The following is a 23,931-nucleotide window of genomic DNA, read 5'->3' on the forward strand; positions in this document are numbered from 1 at the left end:
GCCACCCAAGGCCTGACCATGACTCCCTCCTCGCACGAGGCCAGAGAAGCTCTTATCGTAGGCCGATTCGAGGGTCTCGCGTTGTCCATGAACGGTCATTGGCGGACATACGCCAAGGCGCCTCGATGATGTTCTGTCCGGGGGTGGCGGGCTTGGGCTAACTTGTCTGATGTGGGGCCACCGCTGAAACGCCTGGGCAGCATGCCGGTCGAGGTGAGCAGTTTCGTCGGGCGCCGCGGTGAGCTGGTCGAAGTGCAGCGGGCCTTGACCGCCTTCCGCTTGGTGACGCTGACCGGCGTGGGAGGGGTGGGCAAGACGCGGCTGGCGTTGCATGTGGCCGAGAAGATCCGGCGGGCGTTTCCCGGCGGGGTGTGGTTCGTCGAGCTTGCCGCGCTGGGGGATTCGGCGCTGCTGGAGCAGACGGTCGCGGATGTCTTGGGGGTCCGCGATTACTCGGCTCGGTCACCTCTGGCTGCCTTGGCTGGTGTGCTTGAGGCCAAACGGCTTCTGCTGGTGCTGGACAACTGCGAGCACCTGCGGGACGCCTGTGCCAGGCTGTGCGCCGAACTGCTCGCGCTGGCGCCCGGGCTGCGGATTCTGGCCACCAGCCGGCACACCCTGTGCACGACAGGGGAACGAGTCTTTCCGGTATCCCCGTTGCCGGCACCGGATCCTGACCACATGCCGGGGGCGGAAGAGCTGAGCCGTGTCGAATCGGTGCGTCTGTTCGTGGAACGAGCGGCCGCTGTCCTCTCTGATTTCGACCCCGACGCCGCCACGCGGGCGACGATCGCACGGATCTGTCATCGGCTGGACGGGCTTCCGCTGGCCGTCGAACTGGCGGCGACCCGGATACGGGTGCTGGCACCGGAGCAAATCCTGCGGCGCTTGGATGATCGCTTCCGGTTCCTGGTGGGGGGCTGCCGTTCGGTGCCCCGGCATCGGACACTGCAAGCGTCGATCGACTGGACCCGCAGCCAATGCACAGTGCCGGAACGGACTCTGTGGGCGCGTGTTTCGGTGTTCGCCGACGGATTCGACCTCGACGCCGCGGAAGCGGTCTGCGCCGGAAACGGCATCGAACGGGAGGGTGTGATCGATCTGCTGGCCGCGCTGGTGGACAAGTCGATCCTCACCGCGGCGGGCCGTGGCCGGTCGGTCCACTACCGGATGCTGGAGACCCTCCGCCTGTACGGGCGCGACATGCTGCTCGGCACCGGCGAGGAACCGGGACTGCGGCGGCAGCACCGCGACTACTACTACGCGCTGGTCGCGCGGGTCGAGGCCGGATGGCTTGGTCCGGATCAGGTGGCCGGATGCGAGCGGCTGCGCCTCGAACATGCGAACGTCCGGATCGCATTGGACTTCTGTCTCAGCGAACCAGGCGAGCACCAGGTCGGTCTTGCCATGGTCGCCGCGTTGTGGACCTACTGGATCGCTTGCGGCGCGGTGAGTGAAGGCCACCACTGGCTGACCCACGCGCTCGCGCTCGCCCCCGAGCCGACGCCCGTCCGCGCGAAGGCCTTGTGGATCACCGGATGGGCGGCCCAGACGAGGGGTGACTTCTCCGGGGCGGCCACCGCGCTGCAGGAATGCCGTGCACTGGCCGAACAGTTGCGGTACGAGGCGGCTCTGGCCTATACCGTGCGCTATGCGGCCAGCGCCACGATGGCGCAGGGGGACTACTCGAGTGCCTTGACCTTGTTCGAGGACGCCTTGGCGCGTCACCGTGCCCTGGGTGACAAAGTGGGTGTCGTCACCCTGCTCGTCATGATGGCCTTCTGCTATTGCCTGCGAAACGACGACACGCACGGAGACCTCGACCACGCGAAAGCCTTGTGCGACGAGTGCGTCGAGCGCTGTTCCGCAGTCGGCGAGAGCTGGTGCCGGTCCTACGCGTTGTACGTCCACGGTCTCGCGCTGTGGAAGCAAAACGAGTGTGGCGCGGCCACTAAGAAGGTGACGGAGAGCCTGCGGTTGAGCCATGCCCTCAACGACCTGGTGGGCATCGGCCGGAGCTTGGAGCTACTGGCCTGGATGGAGGCGGCGGATCGGTGTGGTCGCGCCGCCACGCTGCTCGGAGCGGCGGCGACCATCTGGCGCGCGGTCGGCGTGCCGCTGGCCGGAATCACCCCGCTGCTCAGCGATCGCGAGAACGCGGAGCAGCGTGCCAGACGGGCGCTGGGTTTCCACAGCGCCTTTCAGGATGGCGAGAAGTTGAGTCCGGACCAAGCGGTCGCGTACGCGCTCAGAGACGACGCGACCATCCAGATCAGTGCTTCGCTCCCCGCACCCGAGAGTCACGCGCCGGCGGTGACGTTGACCCGGCGCGAGCTACAGGTCGCCGAACTGGTCGCGCAAGGCATGTCCAACAAGGAGATCGCCGCCCGGCTGGTGATCGCCCGGCGCACGGCCGAGGGGCATGTCGAACGCAGCCTGGCCAAGCTCGGCTTCACCAAGCGCGCGCAACTCGCGGCATGGATGGCAGGACAACGGGGAATTCGGGACCAAGGACATCGGCCGGACTGATCGGGGCTTTCGGGACGGCGTGGCTGATCCGTAAGGCAATAGTGGCGTATGTGTTCCTAGCGCGTGAAGGACTCCTTCCCTCGGCTCAGCCGAGGGAAGGAGTCCTTCACGCGGATACCGGTCGCCTCGTTGCCGAGGATCGCGGCGACCGTTATGGGTTTCCCCGCCCCAGCTCCTTCATCACGGCGGCCGAGAACTACTCGGCGTCCGCAGCCGTGGCGGCCAAGTCGCGCCAGACGTGGTACTGATCGGCGCCGAGAAATGAGTTTCAGCGCGGTGAGGTGCTTGCCCTCTTCCTCGGCTTCGAGCGCTTCGAGCGGGTACTCCTGCGGGCTGGGCAGAGTGAAGCGCGTGCCGCGCCACATCACGGCCAGGGCCGCGCCGGGTGAGGCGGGCTTGCTGGTTGCTTCCGCGCGTTGACGGGTCGCCATGGTCGGGTGCTCCTTCGGTGATATGCGGTGCTCGGGCGGGTGACCCGCGATCGGGTGGCTTACCGGCTGCATGGTGGTCGGTGACACCAGAATCCCCTTTGTCGTAAGGGATTCTACTGAACAGACCAGGAGGACGTTGTGGCGCGTATGCGCGGTGGTGTGGCGGCAGGGGTTGTGGCGGTGTGTTTGGCATTGGTGGCGAGCGCTGGACCTGTCCAGGCAGCAACCGGGCCGCGGGCCGAGGGGGGCCGGTCTGGCATGGGGGTGACTGATGCGTGGCGCGACCAGGTCCTCGCCCAGCACAACCAGGCCAGGGCGCAGTATGGAGCCAGGCCGCTGTACTGGAGCCACTCGCTGTACTCCGGCGTCCTCCAGTTGGCGCACAACTGCCGCTTCCACCATTCCGACTTGCAGGCCAGGTATGGGGAGAACCTGTATGCCGGCACCGGCAGCGCCGGAATCCAGGACGCGATGAATTCCTGGATGGACGAGGCGTCGAAGTACGACTACAACCACCCCGGGGTCTCGCCAGCGACGGGGAGGTTCACGCAGGTGGTGTGGAAGTCGACCACCGGCGTCGCCGCCGCCATCGTGCATTGCCCGGCGGGCACGATCTTCCCGCAGCCGAGCGTGTTCATCGTCGCCCGCTACACGCCCCCGGGAAACGCCCCGGGGGCGTTCCCGCAGAACGTGGGCCGGCACGTGTGATTCCGTGCGGGCCGGGTGCATTCACACTGGTGCGCCCGGCCCAGGGCGGCACTGCGCAGCTACGCGTGCTCGTCGGTGCATCCTCGCTGATCACGTCCAGGCGCCGGTGGCGACCGCCGGAGCGCCGAACAGGACTGTGAGGTCGTTGGTCAGCCACACCGCGACGCCCAGTCGACGGTGAGCCGCCGGGCACGGCCGCGCGGACCAGTTCGGGGACCAGCCGTGCTACCTCCCGTCTCAAAGGGGCTTCAGGACTGCTCAGGCCGCGGAACCCCGCCGGACGGCCCTGGTTTGCCTCGGTGGTCCGTGAAGGGCCCCTTCACCACCTTCAGAGTAGGCAAGGAGGCCTTCACAGTCAGGCGAAACCCCTACGCCACCTTTGCCTTACCCCTCACAGGATCACCTTTCGGCAAGCGCTTCAAGCGGATCTTTCGGCTGAGCGGCTCTCTGCGTGCAGCATCTCGTCAACCAGCGCGGTGCTGTGCTCGGCGGCGGCGAATTTGGCGTTGCGGAGCACATCGACCAGGAAATCCTTGGTGGTCTTCACCGTTGAACCCGCGATGTGGAACTCTTCGAGCGCGCGACGCATCCGGCTAATCGCCTGGGGCCGGTCCGGAGCCCACACGATGAGCTTGGCCAGCAGAGAGTCGTAGTTCGGTGGCACCGTATAGCCGGGGAACGCGTGGGTGTCCACTCGCACGAAGGGACCGCCGGCGGGGATGAACTCCTCCAGTCTGCCTGGCGTAGGGGCGAAACCGCGTTCCGGGTCCTCGGTGTTGATCCGGCACTCGATGGCCACTCCTCGAGTTCGGGTGTCCTCCGGCCGGAGGGTGAGCCGGTCTCCCGCGGCCACCTTGATCTGTTCGGCCACCAGGTCTATGCCGGTCACTGCCTCGGTTACCGGATGCTCGACCTGGATCCGGCAGTTGACCTCCATGAAGTAGTAGTCGTTGTCCGGGCCGACCAGGAACTCGAAGGTGCCCGTTCCTACGTATCCCGCCGCCAGCGAACCGCGGATGGCGGCCTGCCCCATGCGCTCGAGCAGGTCGTCGGACAGCCGCGGCGCAGGGGACTCCTCCACCAGTTTCTGGTGGCGGCGTTGCACACTGCAGTCCCTGGAGCCCAAGTGGACGGCGCTGCCGTGGGCATCGCACAGCACCTGGATCTCCACGTGCCTTGCGACAGCCAGGTACTTCTCGAGGTAGACCTGGCCGTCGCCGAAGAGCGACCGTGCGGTCGCCTCGGTCCGCCGATAGGCGTCCACGAACTCGTCCTTGCCCGGGATCACCCGCATACCAAGGCCACCGCCGCCCGCGGCCGCCTTGACGATCACCGGGAAGCCGATGTGCCCGGCGAGCCGGGCGGACTGCTCGGCTCGGAGGGGGGTGAGGCTGCCTGGCAGCAGCGGCAGGCCGGCATCCGCCATCAGGCCGCGAGCCGAGATCTTGCTGCCCAGCCGTGCCATGACCTCGGCGGAGGGGCCGATCAGCGGGATCCCGTTCGCCGCGCAGACGTCGGCGAAGTCGGGGTCCTCGGAAAGGAATCCGTAGCCGGGATGAATGGCTTCCGCGCCCGTACGCCGTGCAACTTCGAGGATCGCCATCGCGTTGAGGTAGCTCAGTTTGGCTTCTGGCGGACCGATCCGCACTGCTTCGTCGGCGAACCGGACGACGGCGGAATCCCGGTCCTGACTGGAGTAGATCGCGACCGTACGCACTCCGAGTTCGCGGCAGGTCCGCGCGATGCGCAGGGCGATCTCACCTCGGTTGGCGATGAGTATCTTCGAGAACATCGGCTCCCTGCCTATTCGTCCTCGGCCGGGGCAAGCTCGATGAGCCGCTCGCCGTACTCGACCGGATGCCCGTTTCCCTTGAGCACCCTGGTCACGTGGCCGCCCAGGTCGGCCTCGACCGGAAGCATCAGTTTCATCACCTCGACGATGCCGACCTGCTGGCCGGGGCGCACCACGTCGCCTTCGGTGATGTACGGGCCGGCGCCCGGCTCGGGGGAGCGATGGAAAGTGCCGACGCTGGGTGCACAGATGTAGTGCGCCGTCGCCCTGAGCTCCCCCGCGGATCCGTTCGACGAGTCGAGGGCAGGAACGGCAGGGGTAGGTGCGACCGGAGGTGTCGCGGTTCTCTGCGCCGGCCAAGCGATTTCGATGGTCACCTGGCCCGTTCGCAGGCGCAGGCTTTCCGGTTGCCGGGGCAGCGTGTCCAGCAAAGCGCGTACTGTGCTGACAACCTCTTCGGCCGTGTCGCGGGTCCGTGTGGACAAGAGAGCGCCGACCCATTTGCGAGCGTCCACAGTAGTCACCGTGCAATCTCTTGATTCGTCCCTGTTTCGGCCGCGGACCCGAGTCCGCCGAACCGCCGGAACCGTTGTCTCCGGTCGTGTACCAGTTCTCGTGCGGTCAGCGACGTGAGCTCGGCCAGAGTTCTCATCAGCGCCGAACGCAGCCGGTCCGCGCTGAGCGCGGGATCCGCGCCGGTGCCGCCTTCCGGTTCGGGCAGCACACCGTCGACCACGCCCAGCGACAGCAGGCTGCGCGCGTCGATGCCGAGCGCGCCGGCCGCCAGTGGGGCCGCGGCCCGGTCGTGCCACAGGATCGCGGCGCAGCCCTCCGGACTGATCACCGAATAGACACCGCCGGCACACATCAGCACCCGGTTCGCGGTGGCCAGCGCGAGCGCGCCACCGCTGCCGCCCTCGCCGGTGATCACGGCGATGACCGGCACCGGGAGCGAGGTCATCAGCTGGATGCACTCGGCGATGGCGACCGCCTGACCTTGTTCTTCGGCCCGCGGTCCGGGATGGGCACCCGGAGTGTCCACCACGGTGATCACCGGCAGTCCCAGCTTCGCGGCCAGGCGCATGATCCTGGCCGCCTTCCGATATCCGGATGGCATGGACATGCCGAAGTTCCGTCGCGCCAGTTCGGCTGGTGTGTGGCCTTTCTGGTGGCCGATCACGACCACCGGCCGCTCGCCCAGCCAGGCTGTACCGGCGACCGTCGCGGCGCAGTCGCCGGAGATTCGATCGCCGTGCAGTTCCTGGAAGCCGGTGAAGGCCAGAGAGGCGTACTCCAGCGTGGTGGGACGGTCAAGGGCACGAGCCTTGCCTATGGTGTCCCACGGATCGTGCTGGGGGAGCAGACGCGGGTCCTGGACCAACTGGTGCTGGTCGAGCGAGCCGAGCTGAACGTCGTCCGCCTCGGATGTCCGGAAATTACCGACACGGAGGAGGTCGGCGAGCGTGTTCCCGAGCCGCTGCCTGGGCACGATCATGTCGATGAAGCCCTGTTCCCTCAGGAATTCGGCGGTCTGGAATTCCGGCGGTAGTTTCTGCCGGATCGTCTGCTCGATCACTCGGCGCCCGGCGAAGCCGAGCCTGGCGCCGGGCTCGGCGATGATCACGTCGGTCACCGTCGCGAACGAGGCGGCGACTCCACCGAACGTCGGGTCGGTGATCAGTGAGACGGTGAGGATCCCGGCCTCGTCGAGCCGGGCGAGCGCGGCGCTGGTCTTGGCCATCTGCATCAGCGAGATGGCGCCCTCCTGCATCCGCGCCCCGCCGGACGCGGTGACGATGAGCAAGGGGGTGTGCTCGGCCAGCGCGGTCTCCGCGGCGAGGGTGATCAGGTCGCCGACAGTGGCACCGAGGCTGCCGCCGAGGAACCGGAAGTCCATCACGGCCATGATCACCGCGTGGCCGTGGATGGTGCCGCCCGCACAGACCACGGCCTCGTCCAGCCCGGTCTGTTCCCTGGCCTGGGCCAACCTTGCCGGATAGGGCAAGGTGTCGACGAAGCCGAGGACGTCTTCGTTCGCCGGTCGCAGGTGGATTCGGTTCAGGCTGCCCGGATCAAGCAATGTCTCGAGTCGCCGCTGCGCGGTAAGGCGCTCGTGCTTCCCGCATTCCGGGCATACCTGGATAGTGCGTGCCATCCTCTTGTGATAAATGGGTGACTTGCAGCCCGTGCACAGTACCCATGCCGTGTCGTGCGTTGTCCTTCCGAATGCCGGGGCCATCAGAGCTCAGTCGGCTTTTGATTGATGAGCGTGGGTGACGAAGCGGGTCAGTGCGCTCTGGTCGTAGGCGTTTTCCCAGTGCTCGACGACTTTTCCATCGCGAAAGCGCCACAGGCCGCAGAAGGGCACAGCGAGGTTTTCGTCTCCGCGATGCGCTCGCAGGACACCGAGAACCGCTCCGAAATGGTCGTTGGCGGTGATCTGTTCCACGTCCATGACGAGTGTGTTACCCGTCAGACGGATAAGTGCCTGTTCTTTGGCGACCACAGCGCGCTTGCCCGTGTGGCGGCCATTACCGGATCCTCGCTCCGCCGCGTGCAAGACGATGTCGTCGCAGGCGTATTCGCCGATGCGAGTCAGGTCGGCGTAGATGGAAAGAAGGACATTGACGTTGGGGTGCGGGCTCACGCTGACCGTTTTGGGTGTTTCGGCATTCATCTCTTCTCCAGCTGGGCACATTCCCGGAATCGGTCGCGGTCATACCGCCGACGGACGCCAGGTGGGTTTCGGTGACTGGGCGGCCGCGGTGTCCAGAGCCGCCATTTCGCGATCGTCGAGCCTCAGCTCGGCGACCCGCATGTTGTCCTCGAGGTGATCGATCGAGGTGGTGCCGGGAATGAGCAGGATGTTCGGGGACCGGTGGAGCAACCAGGCGAGGGCGAGTTGCGCCGGCGACACTCCGTGCTGTTCGGCGGCCGCGGCGAGCACGCTGTCCCGTCCGGTGAGGTCGCCATGGCCGAGCGGGAACCACGGAATGAAGGCGATGTCGTGCTCCTCGGCGTAGCGCAGCACCCCGTCACCTGCCTGGTCGGCGATGTTGTAGAGGTTTTCCACCGCGACGATGTCGGTGATCTGGCGAGCCTTCTGGAGCTGGTCCACCGTGACTTCGGGTTGCCCGGAGAGGCCGATGTGGTGGATTTTGCCCTCTTCCTGGAGCTTGGCGAGTTCGCCGAGTTGGTCGGCGAGGGGGACGGCCGGGTCGATGCGGTGGAGCTGGTAGAGATCGATGCACTCGACACCGAGATTGCGCAAGCTCAGCTCGACCTGCTGGCGCAGGTACGCGGGGCGGCCGAGGGGGACGATGTAGGGATCGCCTTCGCGGACCCAGTCCGAGGGGCCGGAGCGCAGTAGTCCGCCCTTGGTACTGATGACGAGGTGTTCCGGGTAGGGATGTAGCGCGCGGTGGATGATCTGCTCGTTGAAGCCGGGGCCGTAGGAGTCGGCGGTGTCGATGAAGGTGACACCGAGATCGACGGCCCTGCGCAGCACGCGGAGCGCGTTCTCGGGGTCGCTGGGCGGACCCCAGAAGCCCGGGCCGGTCAGGTGCATCGCGCCGAAGCCGATGCGGTGGACGGGAACGTCCCCGCCAAGGGACAGGATGAGATCTTTCTTCGTGACGGTCATTCCGGTGGGCCCTTTCCGTTACTTGATGATTTCCGGCGAAACGCGTGGGTGGGGTGGCCGTCTCGACCGGAACTCCAGGTGCCGATCGCCATCTCCGCGGTGATTCCCGGACCGAACCCGGCGATCACTCCACGCCCGTGTTCTTGGACCCGTCCCTCGGCGAAGAGCCTGGCCAATGCGTCGAGCACGACGGCACTCGCGATGTTCCCGCATTCGGTGAGCGTCGCCCTGCTGTGCCGGAACGCCCGGCTGTCGATGCCGAGGTATCCGGACAGATCGTCGAGGATGCGCGGGCCGCCGGCGTGGACGATGTAGAAGTCCAGATCGCCGATGTCCCAGCCGTGCCCGTCGACCAGGCCACGCAGTACCGGAGCGAGGGGTTGCATCGTCGTGGGTACGCGCTTGTCCAGCCGGAAGTGAAAACCGGTCGACTTGACCGCGTAGAAGATCCAGGACTCGGTGTGGGGAATGAGGTGGGAGCCGTTGCGTGCCAACCGCACCCCGGTACCGCCCGAGCCCCGTACCACCGCGGCCGCGACCGCGTCACCGAACAGGCCGTTGGACAGCAGGGAGCCGACGTCGGTGTCGGACGGTTGATAGCACAGCGAGCAGAATTCACACGACACGATCAGCACATTCGCCTCGGGATAGCCGCGGCAGAAGTCGTGCGCGCGGTTGATCGCCGCGCCCCCGGCCGCACAGCCCAGTTGGGCGATGGGGAGCTGGCGGGTGCCGGAGCCGAAGCCCAAGTTGTTGATCAGCCAAGCGGTCATCGACGGCATCATGAAGCCCGTACAGGACACGTAGATGATGGCGTCGATGTCGACGGCGGCCAGGCCCGCGTTCTCAAGTGCCCCCTGGATCACTTCAGGGAGGCGCGCCTTGGCATGCTGCTCGTATATCCGGTTACGTGTCTCGAAACCTGGATGCTCCAAGGTTTTCCCGATCGGCTGGATCAAATGCCGTTCGCGAACGCCGGTGTTTTCGATCAGGCGTAGCGCGAGCGGCAGGTTCGGGTCGCCGGCATGGAGCAAGCGGGCGAGATCCAGGGTCTCCTCCTGGGTGATGACGTACTCGGGGAGCATCACTGCAGGTCGGCACAAGGTGGGCATGGAGAATTCTCCGATGCCTTTTTCGTCGCTGTTTTCATCGGAAAGAAATTCCATACGGAACCTCCCGAACACTCGCATACCGGCAGAGCATGACTTCCTGGCCGCGTCGCGGTTCCATAGCTTCGGTTGATTTCACCGCACCCCCTCCTTCCGCTCGAACGGGCGAATAATCCCGCACTCGCCGGCCAGGGGAAGAAGACACAATTCTCAAGTGTTGCTGCCCGTTCGGGCAAGAGGCCAACCCTTCGGCTCCCAAGCCGATGCTCACCGCACCGCAGGTCGGCGCATCACTGTGCCGGAAATGAACCGGCGGTGAAGCCGTGGCGGGCAGCATCCGGTTGGCGGCGCTGACGCGGTCGGAAGGGAAGGAAGATCAACAGTGTCAGCGGTGTTCGCCAGTTCCGCAATTCCGGCTCGTCGAAAGGAATATTTTTGAACCGCAGGGATCTTCTCAAAGCCGGTGCACTTGCTGCTGCCTGCGCCGTACCGGCCGTACGGCCTGCTCTCGCCGGAGCGGCTCCGGCGATCGGAGCGGCACGGGCATTCTCGGTGCCGCTGCCGATACCGCGTGTCCTGCATCCGTCGGCCATTACTTCTGAAGGCGCGATCTACCAAATGACGATGGCGGAGACCGCCGTCGAAGTGCTGCCCGGCCGGATGACCAGGGTGCGTACGTTCAACGGCCGGTTTCCCGGACCGACGATCGTCGCGCGACGGGGAAGGCCCGTCATCATCCGGCAGACCAACAAACTGCACGTGCCGACGGCGGTTCACCTGCACGGCGGCCACGTGGCGCCTGGCGACGATGGCTATCCGACCGACACCATCGAGCCTGGTGGCTCGCGCGACTACCGCTATCCCAACGAGCAGCGTGCGGCTTCGCTCTGGTACCACGACCACGCCCACCACCATGAAGCGGAAAACGTGTTCCGAGGGTTGGCCGGGTCGTATCTGCTGACCGACGAACACGAGGAGAGCCTGCCACTGCCCAAAGACGAGTTCGACGTGCCGCTGCTGTTCCGTGGGGGACGTTTCGACGCTGAAGGTAATCTCGTCTACGGCTCGGATCATGTCAAGGGGCCGGACAACGGCACCGTTCTGGTCAACGGCAGGCCCCGGCCGTATTTCCGTGTCGCCGCGCGGAAGTACCGATTCCGGATGGCCAACATGGCCAATCAGCGACCCTTCGAGCTGAGGCTGCGAGACTCGTCCGGCATGATCCAGATCGGCTCCGACAACGGATTGTTGCCGGAGCCGGTGTGCGTCGACTCGGTGACGTTGTGGCCCGCCGAGCGGGCGGACGTGATCATCGACTTCAGCCGCTACCGGCCCGGCACCCGGCTGGTGCTGGAGAATGCCGCGCCACCATGGAATGAGCCGCCGGAGGTGCTTCGCTTCGACGTGACATGCGACGCCGAAGATGACAGCCTGATTCCCGATCGGCTCGCTTCGATCGAGGACTTCGGCAGGCCGGTCGCCGAGCGTGAGTTCCGCCTGAGTTCCGACCCGAAGAACCATCAATTCCTCATCAACGGCAAGGAATTCGATCCGAATCGGGTCGACATCCGGCCGGGGCGCGGCGATACCGAGCTGTGGACGATCTTCAATGCCGATGAGCGGGTCCCGCATACCTTCCACACTCACCTGGAGCCGTTCCGGGTGATCGACCGTGACGGGCGCGGGCCGCGCGGACCCGAGAGCGGGCTGAAGGACACGATCGTCGTGCGTCCACGTGAGATGGTGCGGATCCTGTTGCGGTTCCACCGCTACACCGGTCGATACGTTTATCACTGCCACCAATTGGAGCACAACTCCATGGGCATGATGGGCCAGATGGAAATTCGCGGCTGACCAGTGCGGGGTCGTGAGCGGTGGTCCGTCTTCCCTGATGACCGCTCACGACTCCGTGGTCGGCATATCGGCCAGTGACGACTATTCGCCACGCCAATACCTTCAGCTGTTCATGGAATGCTGCCATGCTGCTACAGCAGTACGGACAATTAGTTGATAGGGGAGGAATGATGCTGACGAAAGGGCGAGTTCGCGGCCGTACGGCTGTCGCGCTCACGGCTGGTGTCGCTCTCATGTCCGGTGGCTCGACGCTGGTGGCGCCAGAGGCGGCGGCTTACCCCCAGGACCTGGGGAGATCAGGGTCTGCAAGCAGGTTCGCGGCCTTGAGGACCCGCAGCAGAAGTTCAGATTCGTCATCCGTCACCCCGGCGAAGGAAAGATCGCCGAGTGGTTGTCGCGTGGCTGGGAGTGCCGCACGGAGCGGAAGCTCGCCGCTGGTACCTACCGGGTGCGGGAACGGGAAATGCCCAAGAACTGCGAAGTTGCCGCCATCAGGGTGCTGGGATCTTTCGAGCTCATAAATGTGAAGAAGGCGACCGCCGTGGTCAAGGTCGAGAAGGATAGGACCACCACGGTCATCTTCGTCGACTTGTGTCGGAAGCCGAAGCCGTAAGTTCTCCTGCGGACGCGGGCTCGGTAATAGACTTCCCGAATGCGTAGCCGAACACCAGTGGTCGCAGCGATCAGCGTCGCAATCGCGTTGACTCTCGCCCTCGTCGCGATCATCACTCTCGGCCGTGGATCCCATGAACCGCCCAGAGGCCTCGATCTGGCTCCGCATCTCTCGTCCTTCGCCGCCGGGCTTGATCCAGAACGACCGTACCGGCCGCCGAACGAGGCTGAACGCCGCGCTGGAGCCGATGGGTTCACTGCGCTTCTCGATGGCGGAAACGTAGCAGGAACCCGGCTGGAGGAGCTGGGATTCTCCATACGGGACGGTGTCGACTCGGTGACCGGTCGACGTTACACGCTTGCGATGAACGAACCTGAATCCGAGCGTGCCTGGGGCGTCTACCTGATCGATCGTTCAGCGCCCCCGTCGGTCGTTGTCGAGATACCGCATCCCAACTCGGACCTGCGGACCGAACAGATGGGACTGTCCTATTTCAGAATGGTTCCGGGCGCGGTACTGCTGATGGCGGGAGCGCACCGGCGTGCCGGTGTGCAGGCGGATGTCGCGCACCGGGAGAATTCGATGTTTCACGCTATCGCCACGGAATTGGCCGAACGCGGATACGGCCAGATCCAGCTCCACGGATTTCACGACTCGAGCCAGCCCGGCAAGGATATCGTGCTCTCCACGGGAGCGGCACGGGTCGACGACACGGCGTTGCACATGGCCGATCGGTTGGAGGCGGCCGGATTCGCGCTGTGCCGTGCTTGGGCTGAATCGTGCCGCGGCCTCGAAGGTGCCGCCAATGTGCAGGGCAAAATGGCGGCCGCCAACGGCACGGCCTTCCTGCATATCGAGGTGAGCAGCACAATTCGCGCCGACGAGCGGAGCAGAGAGGTTGTGGTAGGCGCCCTCGCCGCCGCACGCGAGGCGAGCTACTGAGCTGTGATGGCCTGATGATCAGTCCGGTGCGATGACGATCGGCCCCAACGGGCTGGGGAGTGCGGCCAGGTCGCGCAGCCGCCGGGGCGGAAAGTCGGTCCACGTCTCGCTGGGGTCGCGGGCGGCGTGCAGATGCCGGTCGAGGAAGCGCTGCCAGCGGCGCAGTCCGTCGACGGCGGTGGTGACGTCGAGTTGCCCTGCTTCGATCGCGTCGGCGAACTCGTCGAGGTCGAGCAAGCGCTGATGGCGTCCATCGGTGGGTACCAGGACGTCGGCGTAGAGGTCGCGGACGGTGATCGAGTCCTGCGTGGTCGAGACGTGCACGAGGTCCACGTACCAGGTGGCCGGTCCGCTCTTGACGCGGTCGGTTCCGGGTGTGGACCGCCAGGCGGGTATGGACATTCTCACACCGAGGTCGAGCAACACGAACACGCGTTCCAGGAGCGTACCGCCAGGCCATGGAACGAAGCTGTCCGGCAGCTGGAACTCGTAGGCGAGGGTGTCCCCCAGACGGATGCCGGGCAGTGGCCCGAACAGCGGTGCCGGATCGCCATGCGCGCCTCGCCAGACCTCAACCTGTTCCATGAACCATTCGTACCCGACACGGCGTGAAGGGGCTTCACATACTGAGGCAATCGGTCAAGCTGGCAGCAACCGGACACCTCGACCCATCATGCGTCCTTTGTGGACAGGTGGGGATCTCGGGTGCCACCCCTTCGCTACCGTCAGGGTAGACAAGGAGGCCTTCACGACGACTTGAGCTGGCAGCTTTGGCAACCTCCAACGTTCCCTTACCCTCAACAGACCCGGCCGCGTGCCGCAGGCCCGGCCTCGTTGAGCGCGTCCTCCCGCCCCTGCGTATGACGGCGAGTAGTGGTCATTGACGAGATTCCGCCGACGATTCTTATGACCAGGGGCCAGAGAAGCAGGTCATCATGCGTTAGCGAAACGAACGACGGATGGCAAAGGAGCGCGAACGTGCCGGGCGGATGAAGGCAGAAGAGCCTGCAGTCGACGCCCTGTCCATATTCGGTGTGCTTCTCGGAAATGAGGGTGTCATGCAGGCTTATTCGAATCCGCAGGCTGGTCGGGTCAGACGCAACCGGCCGTGTCTGCTCCTGGTGGTTTTCAGCCTCCTCTTCGCCATGATCGTCGTAGGCCGAGCGTCGGCGGAGCAGGCCGGTACCGACCGTGTGGACAAGCTCGCCGGCGGCGGTGAGCAGTCGCATCGCGTGACCTTGCTGACCGGTGACGTCGTCACGTATTTCGAACGTGCCGGTGGCCAAGCGGGGGTGTCGATCGAGGCAGCTCCCAGGTCCGGGGAGGCCCCCATCTTCCGGACCAGGACCGATTCGGACGGCTTCTCGGTGATCCCCTCGGATGCGGAGCCCTACCTGGCGTCCGGGGCGATCGACCCGGAGCTGTTCGACGTCAAGGAACTCGTCCACCAGGGTTTGACCGACGCGAAGACCGGGAAACTGCCGGTGATCGTGAGCTATGGGAAAGGCACTCCTGCCGACGTCGTCACCCATCAGGCAGATGCCTTTCCCGCGAGCGACCGGACGCAGACCCTGCCGACCCTCAACGCGGCGGCCGTGAAGGTCCGTCGCGCCGAGGCGGGAGCGTTCTGGCGGGCCCTCGTCGGCCAAGGTAGCGACCCACAGACGTTCAATGGTGGGGTGAAACTTCGCCTCGACCGCAGGGTCAAGGTGAATTTGGACGAGAGCACGGCGCAGATCGGTGCTCCCGAGGCTTGGCGGGCAGGGCTCGACGGCAGCGGTGTCACCGTGGCGGTGCTGGACACCGGAATCGACGCCGCGCACCCTGATCTGGCGGGCCGGATCGCGGGTTCGCGGAACTTCACCACGGACCCGGACACGACTGACGGGTACGGCCACGGCACGCACGTGGCGTCGATCATCGCCGGATCGGGCGCGGCCTCCGCGGGCAAGTACCGCGGCGTGGCCTCGGGGTGAAGCTGCTCAACGCCAAGGTCCTCGACAGTACGGGTTCCGGTGAGGAATCGCAGCTCATGGCCGGTATGGAGTGGGCGGCTCAGTCCGGCGCCCGGGTGATCAATCTGAGTCTCGGGGCGGGCCCTTCGGATGGCGGCGACCCGCTCAGCGAGATGGCCGACAAGCTCACCGCGGCAACCGGTGCGCTTTTCGTGGCTGCCGCGGGTAACACGGGTGGGATCGCCATGGTGGAGGCACCGGCGGCGGCGGGTACGGCGCTCGCAGTGGGCGCTGTGGACAAGGCGGACAGGCTGGCCGCGTTCTCCAGCCGGGGACCGCGGCTGACCGATGCGATGGTGAAACCCGAGATCGTCGCGCCGGGCGTGGACATCGCCGCCGCCCGAGCCGCGGGAACCGACATCGGGAAACCGGTGGGTGACCGTTACACGCGGCTTTCCGGTACGTCCATGGCCACGCCGCATGTCGCCGGCGCGGCGGCCATTCTCGCGCAGAAGTATCCGCGGTGGCGGTCAAGCGAACTTAAGGCGATGCTCACCGCGACGGGTAAGGACGCCGGTGTCACCTGGTACGAGCAAGGCGCCGGCCGAGTCGACATACCCAAGTCGCTGGCCAGCACGGTTCTCGCACCGGCGTCGATCTCCTTCGGACGCCTGGCTGGCTCCACCGGTAGCGCGAAGGTGAAGCGTCCGGTGACCTACACCAACCTCTCCGACCGCTCCGTCACGGTCTCGCTCAAGGCTTCCGTGACGACGTGGAAAGGTGATCCGGCGCCTGCCGGCATCGCCGCGCTCGATTCCGGCACCCTCGTCGTGCCGGGCGGCGGAACGGCCACGGCCATGCTGACGATCGATCCCGCGGTCGGCCGATCGGGTGCCTATGGCGGCGTGGTCACGGCGATGGCCGCTGGTGGCAGGGCTGACGTCAGGACCCCGATCAGCTTCTACACGGAGCCCGAAATGGTCCCCTTGACCGTGAAGCTGACCGATTCCCAGGGCAAAGCGCCTGCGGCGCAATCGCTCACCGTCATTCGTGACGACTTCGACTGGATCGATCAGAAGAACAACGATCCGTTCCTCCCGCCGGTCTACCCGGTGATGGTGAAGGGCGGCGCCGGTGCCGTCTCCGTGCCGAAGGGGCACTATTCGGTGACGGCCACGATCGCCGAGCGGAGGGGGCAGACGCGGCGTGCCAGCCTGCTGGCCGCGGCCGGTGTCCTCGTGGACAAGCCGAGCGCCATCGCGCTGGACGCGCGCGCCACTGTGCCGATGCAGATCCAGACCCAGGAGCTCACAGACACCCGAGAGCGCTTCAGCTCAGTACAGCGCACTATCCCCGGCGCACCGGTCGCCTTTGCGAGTGGTGTGCTCACGTCGGGAACCGGCTGGAAGATGTTCGTCACGCCGGCCGCGCCTGCCGGGCACGGAACGGTGGGATCCCAGGACTATCTGACGCTCGGACAGGCGCTCGTCAGCCTGCGAGTCCGGACCGGAGCCGGGGAGCAGGTACTGCACCCTGAGTACGATCCCGTGGCACTGGCCGGGAAGTTCGCCGGCGAGCGGCAGGTGGCGGTGCCCTCTTCGATGGCCATGCCGGGCTTCGAGCCCGCCAAGGTCCTTGGCATGCTGACCGGTGACGCGGCTCAGCTGTCACTGGACCGGCGGGAAAGCGAACGGCTTGAGCAGCTTGTCCGTGGTGGCGACGCCGTGCTTCTGCTGAACGTGCGGAAGCAGCCGGAGTACATGTACAACGTCTATTTCCGTGATCGGAACGGCGTGCCCGCGCAGCACGTCAACAAGGTCGATCATCGACGGATGCTGGCGATCGACACCCGCTATCACGGTGACCGCGCCGATCTCGTCTACCGGAAGAAGTGGTTCGCGTTGCCCACGGACGGCCCGTCCAGCATCGCGCTCAGCGGGACCCAGTTCCAGGGGCCGGGCAAATGGACGGAGTACGTCGGGCCCGCCGACGACACGGTGTTCTGGAAGCGGTACGTGACTCAGATGGCACCGGGCAAGGACGGTGCGCCGGACTTTTCGACGACCTTCACCATGATCGCGGAGAATATCTTCGCCACCGCGGGACGTGGGCCGGCGGAACGGTGGTTCCAGTCGCCGATTCGCGGTGGAGCGGCGAGCCACAACACAGGCGCCTTCCCCGTGCTGTGTTCGCTGTGCCGCGGCGATACCGGTGAATTCTTGCCTGCCGCTCAGTGGATGGATTCCACGCCGGGGCACTACAGCGAGCCGTGGCAGTCCGGCGAGTACCTCAGCAAAGTCGCCTTGCGTCAGGGCGGCGAAGAAATTCCTGCGGTGCGGCACCCGGAACTGCCCATACCGCTGTTCCCGCTCGGCCGCGGAACCGGGACCTACCGGCTGGTGTCCGAGGACACAGTGCCGGACCGTCCGGTGTTCGGCTGGCCGAACAAGGCCGTGCACAGGTTGACACCGCGGATCAGTACGGCATCGACGTTCGAATCGGCTCTGCCGACGACCCTCCCAACCGGGTACGGATGCCTTGATAGCTGGCGGAAGTGTAGCTACCAACCGCTCATCACCATTGGCTACCAACTCGGACTTGATCTGCTCAACCAGGCACCCGCCGGTCAGGTCCACGTCTTCGATGTCACGGCAGGTCACCACGACGGCGCGCAGGGAGCGGGCCGGATCAGCGAGTTCCGGCTCTGGTACTCGACGAACGACGGCTCCTCATGGAACCAAGCGGAGGTGGTTCGCGCCGGTGACGGCCGCTACACGGTACGGGTTCCGCATCCGAAGCTCGGCGACACATCGGGGTTCGTCTCGCTTCGCGCTGAAGCTTGGGACACCGCCGGAAACCGGATGAGTCAGACTCTCGACCGCGCGTACGCGCTGACGGACCATCCCGCCCCGTAACGCTGTATCCCCGGTCGCCGCGCGAGGAGAAGCGATCCTCTTCGCGCGACGATCGGCATGCTGAGGCTCCAGTGCACTCTAGAACTGGAACACCGGACCGGTGCTGGTGCGGAGAATGCACTGGTTCCGGTAGATGTGGTTGAAATAGACCGGCAGCCCTCGCCACTCGCCCATCGCGGTGACTTTCACCGGAGCGTAAAGTCCGCTGCAGGGTTTGCCGGGTACGCCGGGCAACCTGTCGAGGTTGCCGCGGGCGATATCGAGATCATGGCAGGCACCGGCTCCGTGGGGATGATTACCGCCCGTCGGGTCACAGTACAGGTATCGCGAGCGCGCGACGACCGACCCGGCCGGCCCATCGGATACCTTCAGTTCCATTTGTATGAACGGCTGTGACTGTCGAGCCGGTCGTTCTGCTGTGGCTGCGGCGCTTGTGGCACCGACGGTGCCGGCGTGCGCGAGAAGGATCATGGCCAGGAATGGCCAAAGAGAGTATTTGTAGATCACTTCGAAACTCCGCTTTCTTCCCCTCGGCGAGATGAGGGGATCACATGGCGCAGGGTGCTTGGTCTACGTGCTCATCGCCGACGATCGGCAGAGACCTCAAGGCAAGGGCCAGGCCGCGGCCATCCACTTCCTCGACTTCACCTTGCTTTCGGGTCGCGGGGTCGGATCTCGCATGATTAGCTCGAATGGCTGCCGCGCGTACCACCGCACGGTCGAGCGGGGCGCGTGTGGAAATACTCCTGCGTAGGAGGCTTACGGCCCTGGTTTTTCCGTCCTAGGAAGGTTAACGTTCGTTCATGAAGCGGTCCTGACCCGCCTGTGACCGCTAGTGGAACAAATGCGTCGGCCGAGATTCGATACACGGGAGCGACTTCTGATGCCGATCCGGGAGCGCCGAGGGACGGCGAGCGTTGTGGCACCGGGGGATCGTCATGATGACTTGTCCAGTACCTACTGGCGGGAAGCCGCCAAATTGCGCGGATTTCTGATCCGGGTTGCGGCGAGCCGGTGTTCCTCGAGTTCCGATCCAGAGGACATCGTGCATGAGGCGCTCGTTCGCGCAGCGTGTTATCCCGACCTTGATCTGGAGCGCCTTCCGCAATTTCTCGTCACGGTCGTGATCAGGCTGTGCATCGACGAAAGCCGCCGTACCACGGTGGCCGTACGGATGGCCCGGGATCGGCGGTTGTTCCCCGCCAGTTCGCAGGACCCCTCCGAGTCCGTGTGCGACAGGGCTGAGGCGCAATGGCTCGAGCGCCGACTTGCCAACTTTTCTTCGCGCGACCGGAAGTTGGTGTCGATGGTTACGGACGGCCTTCCTTCCGCGGAGATCGCGAGAGTGCTGCACATCACCCAGCAGGGAACGTATTCGGCGCTCTATCGAATTCGCCGCCGGATCAACAGCTGCTACGCGGGCTAGAAACCTGAATCGTGCTCACGACCGATTGGGCTGCAATACTTTCTTGAACCGAGTTCAACCGGCGCGGTCCGGACTTCCTGTTGTGTCATGCGGGTGATGGCGCGATGCGTCCAGATGGTCGTCGCCTGGAAGATGCGGCTCCGGCGGCCAGGAAACCTCGATCGAAAACAATTCACGTCTTACTCGGGGGATGTAATCAAAACACACGATCGGGTGTTGTGTGTAATTTGGGGTCGCGCCAGGATTGCAACACGTTAAGCATCGGTCACGCGCTGACCGCCGGTTGGGCGAGATTGGGGATGATCGAAGCTTGGGTTCGTAACTCTGCGATGCAGTGTTTCCTCATGATTTGTGCCCTTGTTGTCAGTGTCCTGGCCATGCCGGGCGCGGGTGGCCGGGGCGTTCGGCTGGGGGATTGAGCGCCGGTTCCGCGCGTGATGGCGCGGACGTCGGTGGATAAAAGGTCGTGATACATGGAAGCAGCGAAAGACAATTCAGCTACTCGTGGCCGGTCGGAATGGAGAACTGTCGCATCGCCTGGGCAAAGGTTGTTGGCTCTCGTCACCGGGGCGACCGATGGGATCGGCGAAGCGGTGTCGCATCGTCTCGCCGGGATCGTCGACACTCTTCTGGTGCACGGTAAGTCGGCGTCACTGTTGAGCGCGCTCGCCGCCGAGCTTGCTCCCGCTCATCCTGGCACCAGTATCGTTCCGGTCTTGGGCGACCTGCGTTCCTTCGCTGACGTGAGACGGATGACCGCGTCGATTCGGATGACCTTCGACCACATCGACATTCTCATCAACAACGCCGCGACCGCCGGCCGGCATCCACGTGCAGTGACCGAAGACGGTAACGAGTCTATCTTCCAGGTGAATTATCTTTCTCCGGTTCTGCTTGTGGCAGAACTCTACGATCTGCTGCGGGCGGCCCGATGCTGTCGTGTTGTCAACGTTGTCTGTGATATACATCGTCAGGCGAGGGCGATCGGCTCGGGCTGCGACGACAGTCGACGTTATCATCCCCTGATCGCCTACGCGCAGTCGAAGTTCGCCTTGGCGGTGCACACCGCGACCTTGGCGTCGGCTTTCGCGGAAAGTCGATGTACGGCCGTTTGCCTTGATCCTGGCGTCGCTGAAACCAAGTTACGGCGAAAGCTGGTGGTGCTGCCGGGAGGTGTGGTTTCCGAGGCGGCCGACAACGTGCTGTACGCCGCCACGATGCGGCCGATGCCTCGCGAATTCTATCTACGGGGGAAAGAGATCGTGCAGCCGGAACCCGAGCTGCTCCGCGCTCACGTCCAGCGAGAACTCGAAGTGATGACCGTGGGTGCGCTCGGCAGGCGACTCCCCTGGGGGGAAACATCGGAGACGGGACCTTCCACGGCTTGCTGTTGACGAAATCGGTCTAGCTGTGGAAGTGCCGAGTGGAACAGTGCTGCTCCACGTGTTCCACCCGGCATCCCTCTCCAGTCGCCGTCCCCTGGCGACTTCGCACTCCCTTGTGGCGATTTCGTACCCACTCCTTGCACTGCCGTGGGTCTTATGATTCCGGATGAACACGCGAACCGTCAATCTCAGTCTATGGCGTATTCTGGCCAGTTTCGACTTCTCGCCAGCTTTGCCGTCAGATCGAGCTGAGGTAAGCGAGAGGATCGAATCATGCTTGAGATTGTAGGCTTGGACGCGGCGGCGCAGACCGTGTATGAGTTCCTCGTCGACAGCCCACCGGTCACTTTCGATGATATCCGCGGTCAAACCGGGCTCGGCGGAGAGCAGCTTCGGCGACTGCTGGACAGGCTGGAGGCCCTTAGTCTGGTCATCCGAACAGAACACAGTCCACCGGCGTTCACGACTCCCGCACCCGATGCCGCGCTCGAGGTGCTGCTCCTCGAACAACAGGAGCGGATCAAGCGTGCCCGGATCTATGCCGAGCAACTCTCGGCCCGAAATCTCCGTACCGCCGCCGGCTGGGAGCCCTCCGAACTGGTCGAGGTCGTCACCGGCGCGGACGTGGTCGCTCAGCGGGTCGAACAGTTCCTCCGCGGCACCAGCAAGGAGATCCGCTTCGTCGACAAGCATCCGTATGTGGTGGCGCCCAAGGTTCTCGCTCCGGTCGAGGCTCAAATGCTGGAACGAGGAGTCGTGTTCCGAGCGCTTTATGACACGGCAGGACTGGCGACACGCAGTGTGCAGACCGAGGTCGAACCCGCGATCGCGCGAGGAGAGCAGGCGAGGGTGCTGCCCGAGGCACCGGTCAAACTGATCTTGTCGGACAACCGCCGTGCCATGCTGCCACTTCAGGTGGATCCGACAATGGTCGAGAGTGTTGTCATCGTTCATCCCTCGGCTCTGCTGGACGCACTGGGTGCGTTTTTCGAGGTTCTGTGGCGATCGGCTGCTCCGCTGTCGGCAGCGGAGCAGGGGGAGTTGTCCGCGGACTCGGTCGGCGTCGAAGATCTCCGGCTCATCGGTTTGCTCACGGCAGGACTGCCCGACCAGGCCATCGCCCGGCAACTCGGGTTGTCGTATCGCACGTTCCAGCGGAGACTGGTCTCCTTGATCGAATCGCTGGGTGCCCGGACCCGCTTCCAGGCAGGCCTGCAGGTGGCCTTCCGCGGCCTGGTTCCCAACCCGGTCGCGGACAGCACCCAGCGATCGACCTCTCGAGCTCCGCTGGATCCCTGACCCCACGGTGGTGAGGTTCAGGACCTGGCAGGCGCCAAGGTACGGAGAAAGTCGATCACCACCGGAGTGACGGTCTCCATGTCTTCGGTGTGCGGATAGTGCCCGGCCCCAGGGACCATCACGACGGTCGCCGGACCGCCGAGACGAGCCGCGGTGTTCTGCGCCTCGACGCCTGCGTCCCGGAAGTCCGGATCCTGGTCGCCCATCAGAACGAGCGTGGGGCAGGTGACCTGGCCGAGCGCCTTCTCCGCAGAGGCTCGGCTGCTCTTCAGCATTTCCCTGGCGGCCACGAACCGGCCGGGCTCAGCGAGATTGTCGGCCAGTTCCTGATGGCGCACCTCGAAATTGGCCGGTTTCTCGAAGCCGAAAAGCTTGGGCCAATAGGACATCCACAAGGTCTGTCCCAGTCGCGGTAGAGTCGCCAGCCGCATCATCGCCCGCTCGGCCTGGCCGAGCTGCACGTCCCGGACGACGGCGCCGCTGAGAATCAGCCCGGAGACCAGATCGGGCGCTTTGCTCGCGGCGATGACGGCGGCGCCACCGCTGAAACCGTTTCCGATCAAGATCACGGAGTCCGCATCATGCGCGCGGGCGATGGCAAGCAGATCATCGGCGACGTCGTCGGCCGAATAGGACGGCCAGTCGACGCTCGAACCGCCATGGCCTCGCAAATCAGCGGAGATCACCTTGAATCCGGCGGACGCCAGGTCTTCGGCGAGATAGGTGTAGGTGCTCCTGAGATCGCCGAGGCTGGGGGAACACACGACAAGTTGCCCTTCCCCGATCACCGTGCAGGCGAGCTTTCCGTCGTGTCGTTCCACAAAACCGGTGCTGCCGTTCATAAGTGCCTTTCGAAGAGGGTGCCGCCCGGTCCGACGACCGGGCGGCACCACGGGATCAACGCCTGTGGTGGATCAGCAGCCGATGGTCAGATACTGATCGAGGCGCAAGAGCTTCCCGGCCAGCTCTCCGGAAACACACCCGCGGTCGGCATGGACCATCCCGGCCAGCCCGCCCAGCCGTACCCCAAGGTCCATGCCGCTCGCCGTCACCGCTTCCTGCCGCGGTGCCGCCGCGGCGGTCGAGGGAGCCACGAAGGGGAGGGCGATCGCGGCTGCGGCGATGAGCAGAACCGAGAAGATTCGACGCACGCTGGTACCTGCCTTTCTTTGTTCGTTGAGGACGCGGCGATTCTTTCCGGGGTTCGCGGTGGATCGGAAGAAGCCAGCCGGCTGGCTCCCTCCGTGGCAGATGGTGCGAGGCCGAACGGGTGACACCGGGTTGTTAGGAGGAACTTCTGTTGATGGGTAAGGCAAAGGTGTCGTGTCGA

At 65.2% G+C, this 23,931-nt stretch carries 21 protein-coding genes; 9 read left to right on the top strand and 12 right to left on the bottom strand.

The genetic code is table 11. The annotated features are described in order from the left end of the window. The first annotated feature begins 171 nt into the window (after nucleotides 1-171). Nucleotides 172-2,529, top strand: a complete 2,358-nt coding sequence (locus MJQ72_RS19115) for a LuxR C-terminal-related transcriptional regulator (RefSeq protein ID WP_240600721.1) — start codon at nucleotides 172-174, stop codon at nucleotides 2,527-2,529. A 56-nt stretch (nucleotides 2,530-2,585) separates the two neighbouring features. On the opposite strand, the gene MJQ72_RS19120 is transcribed toward MJQ72_RS19115, so the two are convergent. Further along, nucleotides 2,586-2,960 carry a hypothetical protein gene (locus MJQ72_RS19120; protein WP_240600722.1) on the bottom strand — a complete coding sequence of 125 codons (375 nt, stop codon included), beginning with the start codon at nucleotides 2,958-2,960 and terminating at the stop codon, nucleotides 2,586-2,588. Between the two features lie 258 nt (nucleotides 2,961-3,218). Between MJQ72_RS19120 and MJQ72_RS19125 the strand changes: the two genes are divergently transcribed. Beyond that, the gene (locus MJQ72_RS19125; protein ID WP_240600723.1) at nucleotides 3,219-3,668 is read left to right on the top strand and encodes a CAP domain-containing protein; all 450 of its coding nucleotides are present in this window, start codon (nucleotides 3,219-3,221) and stop codon (nucleotides 3,666-3,668) included. 418 nt (nucleotides 3,669-4,086) lie between these two features. Here MJQ72_RS19125 and MJQ72_RS19130 read toward each other — a convergent pair whose 3' ends face one another. From MJQ72_RS19130 to MJQ72_RS19155, 6 genes are read right to left on the bottom strand one after another with little or no spacing between them, the layout of a single operon-like run. Continuing rightward, complete coding sequence (locus MJQ72_RS19130) at nucleotides 4,087-5,460, bottom strand: acetyl/propionyl/methylcrotonyl-CoA carboxylase subunit alpha (protein ID WP_240600724.1); 1,374 nt, start codon at nucleotides 5,458-5,460, stop codon at nucleotides 4,087-4,089. A gap of 11 nt (nucleotides 5,461-5,471) precedes the next feature. After that, complete coding sequence (locus tag MJQ72_RS19135; RefSeq protein ID WP_240600725.1) at nucleotides 5,472-5,975, bottom strand: biotin/lipoyl-containing protein; 504 nt, start codon at nucleotides 5,973-5,975, stop codon at nucleotides 5,472-5,474. Nucleotides 5,976-5,980: 5 nt separating this feature from the next. Then, a complete protein-coding gene (gene accD / locus MJQ72_RS19140; protein WP_240600726.1) occupies nucleotides 5,981-7,699 on the bottom strand; it encodes an acetyl-CoA carboxylase, carboxyltransferase subunit beta in 1,719 nt (572 codons plus the stop codon). A gap of 6 nt (nucleotides 7,700-7,705) precedes the next feature. Next, the gene (locus tag MJQ72_RS19145; RefSeq protein ID WP_240600727.1) at nucleotides 7,706-8,137 is read right to left on the bottom strand and encodes a nuclear transport factor 2 family protein; all 432 of its coding nucleotides are present in this window, start codon (nucleotides 8,135-8,137) and stop codon (nucleotides 7,706-7,708) included. Between the two features lie 39 nt (nucleotides 8,138-8,176). Continuing rightward, nucleotides 8,177-9,103: an aldo/keto reductase gene (locus tag MJQ72_RS19150; protein ID WP_240600728.1), complete on the bottom strand. Its 927-nt coding sequence runs from the start codon at nucleotides 9,101-9,103 to the stop codon at nucleotides 8,177-8,179. Continuing rightward, entirely contained in the window at nucleotides 9,100-10,269 is a 1,170-nt protein-coding gene (locus tag MJQ72_RS19155) for a type III polyketide synthase (protein WP_315860880.1), read from the bottom strand. Before MJQ72_RS19155 ends, MJQ72_RS19150 begins: the two co-directional genes overlap by 4 nt. A gap of 378 nt (nucleotides 10,270-10,647) precedes the next feature. Between MJQ72_RS19155 and MJQ72_RS19160 the strand changes: the two genes are divergently transcribed. Both MJQ72_RS19160 and MJQ72_RS19165 read left to right on the top strand, forming a co-directional pair. Then, nucleotides 10,648-12,066 (top strand): multicopper oxidase family protein, encoded by a 1,419-nt coding sequence (locus MJQ72_RS19160; RefSeq protein WP_240600729.1) that lies wholly within the window; start codon nucleotides 10,648-10,650, stop codon nucleotides 12,064-12,066. A 652-nt stretch (nucleotides 12,067-12,718) separates the two neighbouring features. Beyond that, entirely contained in the window at nucleotides 12,719-13,621 is a 903-nt protein-coding gene (locus MJQ72_RS19165) for a hypothetical protein (protein ID WP_240600730.1), read from the top strand. A gap of 18 nt (nucleotides 13,622-13,639) precedes the next feature. On the opposite strand, the gene MJQ72_RS19170 is transcribed toward MJQ72_RS19165, so the two are convergent. Together MJQ72_RS19170 and MJQ72_RS19175 are read right to left on the bottom strand one after the other, a co-directional pair. Next, nucleotides 13,640-14,206, bottom strand: a complete 567-nt coding sequence (locus MJQ72_RS19170; protein WP_240600731.1) for a DUF402 domain-containing protein — start codon at nucleotides 14,204-14,206, stop codon at nucleotides 13,640-13,642. A 212-nt stretch (nucleotides 14,207-14,418) separates the two neighbouring features. Continuing rightward, nucleotides 14,419-14,850 (bottom strand): hypothetical protein, encoded by a 432-nt coding sequence (locus MJQ72_RS19175; protein ID WP_240601617.1) that lies wholly within the window; start codon nucleotides 14,848-14,850, stop codon nucleotides 14,419-14,421. Between the two features lie 3 nt (nucleotides 14,851-14,853). Here MJQ72_RS19175 and MJQ72_RS44640 point away from each other — a divergent pair, with 3 nt between their 5' ends. After that, nucleotides 14,854-15,597, top strand: a complete 744-nt coding sequence (locus tag MJQ72_RS44640) for a S8 family serine peptidase (protein ID WP_256464203.1) — start codon at nucleotides 14,854-14,856, stop codon at nucleotides 15,595-15,597. Then, nucleotides 15,594-18,491: a S8 family serine peptidase gene (locus tag MJQ72_RS19180; RefSeq protein ID WP_256464204.1), complete on the top strand. Its 2,898-nt coding sequence runs from the start codon at nucleotides 15,594-15,596 to the stop codon at nucleotides 18,489-18,491. The genes MJQ72_RS44640 and MJQ72_RS19180 overlap by 4 nt, the downstream gene beginning before the upstream one ends. A gap of 78 nt (nucleotides 18,492-18,569) precedes the next feature. Here the strand turns inward: MJQ72_RS19180 and MJQ72_RS19185 are convergent, their stop codons facing one another. Beyond that, entirely contained in the window at nucleotides 18,570-18,998 is a 429-nt protein-coding gene (locus MJQ72_RS19185; RefSeq protein WP_240600732.1) for an SSI family serine proteinase inhibitor, read from the bottom strand. Nucleotides 18,999-19,374: 376 nt separating this feature from the next. Between MJQ72_RS19185 and MJQ72_RS19190 the strand changes: the two genes are divergently transcribed. From MJQ72_RS19190 to MJQ72_RS19200, 3 genes are all read left to right on the top strand, one after another. Next, the gene (locus MJQ72_RS19190; RefSeq protein WP_240600733.1) at nucleotides 19,375-19,917 is read left to right on the top strand and encodes a sigma-70 family RNA polymerase sigma factor; all 543 of its coding nucleotides are present in this window, start codon (nucleotides 19,375-19,377) and stop codon (nucleotides 19,915-19,917) included. A 473-nt stretch (nucleotides 19,918-20,390) separates the two neighbouring features. Continuing rightward, nucleotides 20,391-21,311 (top strand): SDR family NAD(P)-dependent oxidoreductase, encoded by a 921-nt coding sequence (locus MJQ72_RS19195; protein WP_240600734.1) that lies wholly within the window; start codon nucleotides 20,391-20,393, stop codon nucleotides 21,309-21,311. 264 nt (nucleotides 21,312-21,575) lie between these two features. After that, nucleotides 21,576-22,601 carry a transcriptional regulator TrmB gene (locus tag MJQ72_RS19200; protein ID WP_240600735.1) on the top strand — a complete coding sequence of 342 codons (1,026 nt, stop codon included), beginning with the start codon at nucleotides 21,576-21,578 and terminating at the stop codon, nucleotides 22,599-22,601. A gap of 17 nt (nucleotides 22,602-22,618) precedes the next feature. Here MJQ72_RS19200 and MJQ72_RS19205 read toward each other — a convergent pair whose 3' ends face one another. Then, a complete protein-coding gene (locus MJQ72_RS19205; RefSeq protein WP_240600736.1) occupies nucleotides 22,619-23,494 on the bottom strand; it encodes an alpha/beta fold hydrolase in 876 nt (291 codons plus the stop codon). A gap of 21 nt (nucleotides 23,495-23,515) precedes the next feature. Further along, nucleotides 23,516-23,752, bottom strand: coding sequence for a hypothetical protein (locus tag MJQ72_RS19210; protein ID WP_240600737.1), 237 nt, complete (start codon nucleotides 23,750-23,752; stop codon nucleotides 23,516-23,518). Nucleotides 23,753-23,931: the final 179 nt, after the last annotated feature.

This window comes from Amycolatopsis sp. EV170708-02-1, assembly GCF_022479115.1.
Lineage (GTDB): Bacteria > Actinomycetota > Actinomycetes > Mycobacteriales > Pseudonocardiaceae > Amycolatopsis.